The 4,668-nt window shown below is 62.7% G+C and carries 2 protein-coding genes; both read right to left on the bottom strand.

Annotated features, from left to right (window positions below; all coding sequences use genetic code 11):
• Nucleotides 1-3,322 (bottom strand): DNA-directed RNA polymerase subunit beta' (rpoC, locus tag AC1DT2_RS16225; RefSeq protein ID WP_477297442.1); only part of this gene is annotated, 3,322 nt, incomplete at its 3' end.
• Nucleotides 3,323-3,347: 25 nt separating this feature from the next.
• A partial coding sequence (locus AC1DT2_RS16220) for a DNA-directed RNA polymerase subunit beta (protein WP_477297440.1) occupies nucleotides 3,348-4,668 on the bottom strand: 1,321 nt, incomplete at its 5' end.

Below are 4,668 nucleotides of genomic sequence, written 5' to 3'. Positions count from 1 at the left end.
CGATCGCGCCGGCCGGCAGGAAGTACTGGGCCGCGATATCCGTACCCGGCAGCTTGAGCTCACGGCCCTTGCTGTCTTCCAGGCGGACGATCGGGCGCAGATCCTTGGCCTGCGTACCACGACGCTTCGGATCGGTAACCACCGCCGACTCGAGGCCGGTGAGCTCATCGGTCTGCGACTGCACGGTGATGCCGTCGATGAAGTCGATGAAGCGCACCACGCCCGCCACTTCCGTGACGATCGGGTGGGTATGCGGGTCCCAGTTGGCCACGGTCTGGCCGGACTTCACCGGGTCGCCATCCTTCACGGCGATGGTGGCGCCATAAGGCACCTTGTAACGCTCGCGCTCGCGACCGTTCGAGTCGATGACGCTGACTTCGCCCGAACGCGAGACCGCGACCAGGTGACCCTGGTTGTGCTCGACCGACTTCAGGTTGTTGAACTTCAGCGCACCGGTCGTACGGATCGTGACGTTGTCGACTGCCGCCGCACGAGACGCCGCACCACCGATGTGGAACGTACGCATCGTCAGCTGGGTACCCGGCTCACCGATCGACTGAGCGGCGACCACACCCACGGCCTCACCCATATTGACCAGGTGGCCGCGAGCAAGGTCGCGGCCGTAGCACAGGGCACACACGCCATGGCTGGCGCGGCAGGTGATCGGCGAACGCACCTTGATCAGCTGCACGCTGGCCTTGTCGAGCTTGTCGACCAGGTATTCGTCGAGCAGGGTGTCGCGGGTCACGATGGCCTGGTCGTCGTCGCCCGGGGCGTAGACGTCCTCGACCACGACGCGACCGAGCACGCGATCGCGCAACGGCTCGACCACGTCACCGCCTTCGACGATCGGGGACATCATGACGCCGTCTTCGGTGCCGCAATCGTGCTCGGTGATGACCACGTCCTGCGCCACGTCGACGAGACGACGCGTGAGGTAACCCGAGTTCGCCGTCTTCAGCGCCGTATCCGCGAGACCCTTACGGGCACCGTGGGTSGAGTTGAAGTACTGCAGGACGTTCAGGCCTTCACGGAAGTTCGCCTTGATGGGCGTCTCGATGATGGAGCCGTCCGGACGAGCCATCAGGCCACGCATACCCGCCAGCTGACGAATCTGGGCCGCGCTACCACGCGCACCGGAGTCCGCCATGATGTACAGCGAGTTCATGGACTTCTGGTTGACCAGCTTGCCATCGGCGTCCATGACCTTCTCGGTGCCGATGCCGTCGATCATCGCCTTGGCGACGAGTTCGTTGGTACGGGACCAGATGTCGACGACCTTGTTGTAGCGCTCGCCGGCGGTCACGAGACCCGACTGGTACTGCTCCTGGATCTCGACGACTTCCTTCTCGGCTTCCTCGAGGATGCCCTTCTTCTCAGCCGGAATCTTCATGTCGTCGATACCGATGGAGATACCGGCGCGCGTCGCGAAACGGAAGCCGGTGTACATCAGCTTGTCGGCGAACACGACCGATTCCTTCAGACCGAGCAGACGATAGCTCTGGTTGATCAGGCGCGAGATGTTCTTCTTGGTCAGCTCGGTATTGACCAGCGCGAACGGCAGGCCCTCCGGGATGATTTCCATCAGCAGGGCACGGCCAACCGTCGTATCGACGATGGCGGTACGCGAGGAGGTTGCACCCTCTTCGTCCTGCTCGGTGATGTGGATGCGGACCTTGACCTTGGCGTGCAGTTCGACGGCGCGGTTGTCGTACGCACGACGCACTTCGGCAACGTTAGCGAACACCATGCCGGCGCCCTTGACGTTGATCAGTTCGCGGGTCATGTAGTACAGGCCGAGCACGACGTCCTGCGACGGCACGATGATCGGCTCGCCGTTCGCCGGCGACAGGATGTTGTTCGACGACATCATCAGCGCGCGGGCTTCGAGCTGTGCCTCGATCGACAGCGGCACGTGCACGGCCATCTGGTCACCGTCGAAGTCGGCGTTGAATGCCGTACACACGAGCGGATGCAGCTGGATCGCCTTGCCTTCGAYSAGGAYCGGYTCGAASGCCTGGATRCCCAGGCGRTGCAGSGTCGGKGCRCGGTTSAGSAKRACCGGATGYTCGCGGATCACGTCTTCCAGGATGTCCCACACCTGAGCCTCTTCGCGCTCGACGAGCTTCTTCGCGGCCTTGATGGTCGTGGCTTCACCACGAGCCTGCAGCTTGGCGAAGATGAAGGGCTTGAACAGCTCGAGCGCCATCTTCTTCGGCAGGCCGCACTGGTGCAGGCGCAGCGTCGGGCCGACCACGATGACMGAACGGCCGGARTAGTCGACGCGCTTGCCGAGMAGGTTCTGRCGGAAGCGRCCCTGCTTGCCCTTGATCATRTCGGMCAGCGACTTCAGCGSGCGCTTGTTSGYGCCGGTGATGRCRCGRCCRCGACGGCCGTTGTCGAGCAGCGCRTCGACCGATTCCTGCAGCATGCGCTTCTCGTTGCGGACGATGATGTCCGGCGCAGCGAGTTCGAGCAGGCGCTTCAGRCGGTTGTTACGGTTGATGACGCGRCGRTASAGRTCRTTGAGGTCSGAGGTCGCAAAGCGRCCGCCRTCSAGCGGCACSAGCGGACGCAGRTCSGGCGGSAGCACGGGAAGGACGGTCATGACCATCCATTCCGGCTTGTTGCCAGACTCGAGGAACGCCTCGATCAGCTTCACGCGCTTGGTGAGGCGCTTCAGCTTGGTCTCGGAATTGGTCGCCGTGATCTCTTCCTTGAGGCGAATGACTTCGCCCGGCAGGTCGAGGCTCTTCAGCAGCTCGTAGACGGCCTCGGCACCCATGCGGGCATCGAACTCGTCGCCGTGCTCTTCGGTCGCTTCCAGGTACTGGTCTTCGCTGAGCAGCTGGCCGCGCTCGAGCGCGGTCAGGCCTGGATCGATCACGACGAACGCTTCGAAGTACAGGATGCGCTCGATGTCACGCAGCGTCATATCCAGCATGAGGCCGATGCGCGAAGGCAGCGACTTCAGGAACCAGATGTGCGCGGTCGGGCTGGCCAGCTCGATGTGGCCCATGCGCTCGCGACGGACCTTGGCCAGGGTGACCTCGGTGCCGCACTTCTCGCAGACCACACCACGGTGCTTCATGCGCTTGTACTTGCCGCACAGGCACTCRTAGTCCTTGATCGGGCCAAAGATGSSCGCGCAGAACAGACCGTCACGCTCAGGCTTGAACGTGCGGTAGTTGATGGTTTCCGGCTTCTTGACTTCACCGTACGACCACGAACGGATCAGCTCCGGCGAAGCCAGAGCGATCTTGATCGCGTCGAAGTCCAGCGTCTGTCGCTGCTGGTTGAACAGATTGAGCAGGTCTTTCATGCGTAATCTCCGGTAGCCGCGACGATCACTTGATCTCTTCCAACTCRATATCGATGGCGAGCGAGCGGATTTCCTTCACGAGCACGTTGAAGGATTCCGGCATGCCTGCCGCCATTTCGTGGTTGCCGTCGACAATGTTCTTGTACATCTGGTTGCGGCCCTGCACATCGTCGGACTTGACGGTGAGCATTTCCTGCAGCGTGTAAGCCGCGCCGTATGCTTCCAGTGCCCAGACTTCCATTTCGCCGAAGCGCTGACCGCCGAACTGCGCCTTGCCGCCCAGCGGCTGCTGGGTAACGAGCGAGTACGGACCCGTCGAACGCGCGTGCATCTTGTCGTCGACGAGGTGGTTCAGCTTCAGCATGTGCATGTAGCCCACGGTGACCGGGCGATCGAACGCCTCGCCGGTACGGCCGTCGTAGAGCATCGTCTGGCCGGATTCCGGCAGATCGGCGAGCTTCAGCATGTGCTTGATCTCGGACTCTTCGGCACCGTCGAACACCGGCGTCGCCATCGGCACGCCGTCACGCAGGTTGTCGGCGAGCTGGATGATCTCGGCGTCCGTCATCGACTTGAGGTCGACGTGGCGCACCGCACCTTCCGCACCGGCATTGCCGTGGTTGTAGATCTCGTCGAGGAACTCGCGCAGCTTGGCCGGCTTCTCGTTGGCTTCGATCATGGCCGAGATCTTGTGGCCCAGGCCCTTGGCGGCCCAGCCCAGGTGAACCTCGAGAATCTGACCGATGTTCATACGCGAAGGCACGCCCAGCGGGTTCAGGCAGATGTCGACCGGACGACCGTCGGCGGAGAACGGCATGTCCTCGACCGGAACGATCATCGACACGACACCCTTGTTACCGTGACGGCCGGCCATCTTGTCGCCGGGCTGGATGCGGCGCTTAACGGCCAGGTAGACCTTGACCATCTTGAGCACGCCCGGTGCGAGGTCGTCGCCCTGGGTGATCTTGCCCTGCTTTTCCTTGAAGCGCTTGTCGAAGGCCTCGCGATGACGCTTGACCTGGTCGGCCGCGCGCTCGAGGAATTCCGAGACTTCCTCTTCCTTGACGTTGATCTTGAACCAGTCGTCTTTCTTGAGCGTATCGAGGTAGGCGTCGTCGATGACGGTGCCACGCTTGAGGCCGCCCGGGCCGCTCATCGCGGACTTGCCGACGAGCTGCGAACGCATACGAGCGTAGATCGCGCCCTCGAGGATACGGAACTGGTCGTCGAGATCCTTGCGGATACGCTTCAGCTCGGTCTCTTCGATCTGCTTGGCGCGCTTGTCCTTCTCGATGCCGTCGCGAGTGAAGACCTGCACGTCGATGACGTTGCCGTCCATGCCCGGG

It is taken from the genome of Luteibacter sp. P4_E6 (assembly GCF_056401535.1).
The sequence above is the reverse complement of the archived record's forward strand: the minus strand, read 5'-3'. Positions and strand labels throughout refer to the sequence as shown.